Raw genomic sequence first — 3,098 nt, forward strand, 5'->3', positions numbered from 1 at the left:
CCATAACCTAAAATCATCACAATACTAGCAATAAACTGACCCATAGGCGTATGAGGTGCAATATCTCCATAACCAACTGTAGTTAAGGTAACTATAGCCCAATACATGCTGTAAGGAATACTTGTAAAGCCATTTTGCGGACCTTCAATTAAATACATTATAGTACCTAATATTACGGTTAATAATACTACAACAAATAAGAATACAGAAATTTTTATTCTGCTATCATATAGTGCTCCTGCTAATGTTTTAGAAGCACCTAAATAACGTGTTAATTTTAAAATTCTAAAAACTCTTAAAAGTCGAAGCGCTCTAAGTGCAACCAAGGCATGTGTACCTACAAAAATTAACGAAAGGTATTTTGGAATGGTTGCTAATAAATCTATAACTCCGTAAAAACTAAATATATATTTGCTGGGTTTTTTAATAGAAATTATACGAGCAATGTATTCTAAGGTAAATAATATGGTTATAATCCATTCAGAAATATTAAGAAAATTATGAAAATCTCTATCAAAACTTTCAACACTTTCTAACATTACTAAAATGATACTTGCAATAATGGCAAGAATTAAAATTATATCGAACATCTTGCCGTTAGGCGTGTCAGCTTCATAAATAATTTCATGAAGTTTAATTTTCCAATGTCTCGTGTCTTTTTGTTTTTCCAATTTAGAGTATTACTTAATTTTCACTAAAATAAAATATTTATTTTAATTAAAATCGAATTATTCTTTCAACATTATTTCTTTGGAGGTATTTTTTTATGGTACACCTATTATGAATAGAATCTTCCATAGGTGAAATAAGGTTTCTTAAAATTTCAATATTTGTTATTTGATGAGCTAAATCAGTATAACAAAACCCTTTAAACTTGTTGTTTTCAATTAATAAAACCGATTTCTCTCCTACGTTTCTTCCCCTATCAATAAGGAGTAAATTGGTATTACTAAATTCAATTCTTGTAAAATTAGGCTTTTGTTTAAAATTAAATTTAGGGTTATTAATTTTAAGTTCTTCTATATGTTTTAATTGTGCGATCAGTTCACTTCCTGTTACTTCAAAAGTTACGGAAACAACAGCGGCTTGTAATGTTTTAGCTTTTTTTGAAGTTCTTAAAAATAACTGATTAACAGTTTTTTTAATATTTCTTCCTTTTCCAATATACAAAATGGTTCTTTCTACATTATGCACATAAAACAATCCGGCTTTTGCAGGTAATTCATCTAAAATTGTTAATAATTTGGGTGCTAATTTTCTAGAATTATCTGTTTTAATGGCCTTTTTTATAATTTCTTTTTCAAAATCTTTATTTAGCAATAATTTAAACAATTGTACGGTTGCAATTGCATCTCCATCTGCTCTATGTCTGCTTGAAACAGGGATTCCTAGTGCGCTACATAATTTTCCTAATTTGTATGAATCTTGTTCAGGAATTAATTTCTGACTTAATTCTACAGTACATAAAGTTTCTCGTTCAAAATCAAAACCCAAACGTCTAAATTCAGTTGTTAAAATACGATTGTCGAAATTTGCATTATGGGCAACTAGAACGCAGTCTGCAGTAATATCTACAATGCGTTTTGCAACCTCATGAAATTTTGGAGCATTTTTTAACATGCCATTATTAATTCCAGTTAAATTAACAACAAAAGGTTGTATGTCTTTTTCTGGATTAACCAAACTAATAAATTGATCTACTATTTGATCACCGTCAAATTTATAAATAGCAATTTCAGTAATTCCTTCTTCATCAAATTTACCACCAGTTGTTTCTATGTCGAGTATTGCGTACAAATTAATTATAGTTTCTTGTTCCAAATATAGCACTTCCAACTCTAACCATTGTACTTCCTTCTTCTATGGCTATTTTGTAATCGCCACTCATTCCCATTGAAATTATAGTTGGATTGAAGTTTGTTGATTTGTGTATTTTTAAGGTATTAAAATAATTTTTTAAAGTTTTAAATTCGGCTCTTATTATTGTTTCGTCATCGGTAAAACTAGCCATTCCCATAACGCCTTGAATACTAACGTTCGAAAGACTTTTAAATTCTTCTGAATTTAATATTTCTTCAACTTCTTTAAATGAAAGTCCGAATTTGGTATCTTCTTTCGCAATTTTTAATTGTAATAAACAATTGATAACTCTATTGTTTTTTAATGCTTGTTTGTTAATTTCTTTTAATGTTTTCAGACTGTCAACTCCGTGAATTAAAGACACAAAATTGGCCATATACTTCACTTTATTGCGTTGCAGATGTCCAATCATGTGCCATTCAATATCTTTCGGTAATTCTTCAAACTTTTCAGTCATTTCCTGAATTTTGTTTTCACCGAAAGCTCTTTGTCCAGCATTATAAGCCTCTAATATTTCAGAAACAGGTTTTGTTTTTGAAACAGCAATCAACTTAACATGTGCTGGTAAAGTTTTATTTATAGTATTTAAATTTGATTTAATATTCACTAAATTAATCTAATTTATTAATTACTAAACCAGATCTTAATTTTGGTTCGAACCAAGTTACTTTTGGAGGCATAATATTTCCAGTATCGGCAATATTCATTAATTGATTCATGCTTACAGGGAATAGGGCAAAGGCAACAGCCATTTCTCCGTTATCTACACGTCTGCTTAATTCACCTAAACCACGAATTCCACCAACAAAATCAATTCTTGTTGAAGTTCTTAAATCTTTTATATCTAAAATTGGTTCTAATATACAATTAGATAACACACTTACATCTAAACTTCCAATAGGGTCATTATCATTATAAGTTCCTTCTTTTGCTGTTAAGCCATGCCATTTTCCAGCAACATAAATTGAGAAATCATGTAATTTTGTAGGTTTAATAATAGCTTCACTTTCTGAAGTTATTTCGAAATTTTTAGAAATTTTAGCTAAAAATTCTTTTGAAGTTAATCCGTTTAAATCTTTTACAACTCTATTATAATCAATAATTTGAAGCTGATTGTCAGGAAAATGTACCGCCATAAAATAGTTATATGGTTCATTTCCAGTGTGATTTGGATTGTTACTAGCAAATTCTTTGCTCATTCCTGCAGCAGCAGCAGTTCTATGATGCCCATCAGCTAC

4 protein-coding genes are annotated in these 3,098 nt (G+C 29.3%); all 4 read right to left on the reverse strand.

Annotated features, from left to right (window positions below):
- On the reverse strand, positions 1 to 590 hold a 590-nt coding region (locus AB1Z17_RS02845; RefSeq protein ID WP_368050282.1), incomplete at its 3' end, for an ion transporter.
- A 127-nt stretch (positions 591 to 717) separates the two neighbouring features.
- Entirely contained in the window at positions 718 to 1,797 is a 1,080-nt protein-coding gene (locus tag AB1Z17_RS02850) for an exonuclease domain-containing protein (RefSeq protein ID WP_368050279.1), read from the reverse strand.
- Position 1,798: 1 nt separating this feature from the next.
- Positions 1,799 to 2,467: a YggS family pyridoxal phosphate-dependent enzyme gene (locus tag AB1Z17_RS02855; RefSeq protein WP_368050280.1), complete on the reverse strand. Its 669-nt coding sequence runs from the start codon at positions 2,465 to 2,467 to the stop codon at positions 1,799 to 1,801.
- Positions 2,468 to 2,471: 4 nt separating this feature from the next.
- A partial coding sequence (locus AB1Z17_RS02860; protein WP_368050281.1) for a DUF1015 domain-containing protein occupies positions 2,472 to 3,098 on the reverse strand: 627 nt, incomplete at its 5' end.

Origin of the sequence: Lutibacter sp., from assembly GCF_040883305.1 — a bacterium.
In the GTDB taxonomy this organism is placed as follows: domain Bacteria; phylum Bacteroidota; class Bacteroidia; order Flavobacteriales; family Flavobacteriaceae; genus Lutibacter.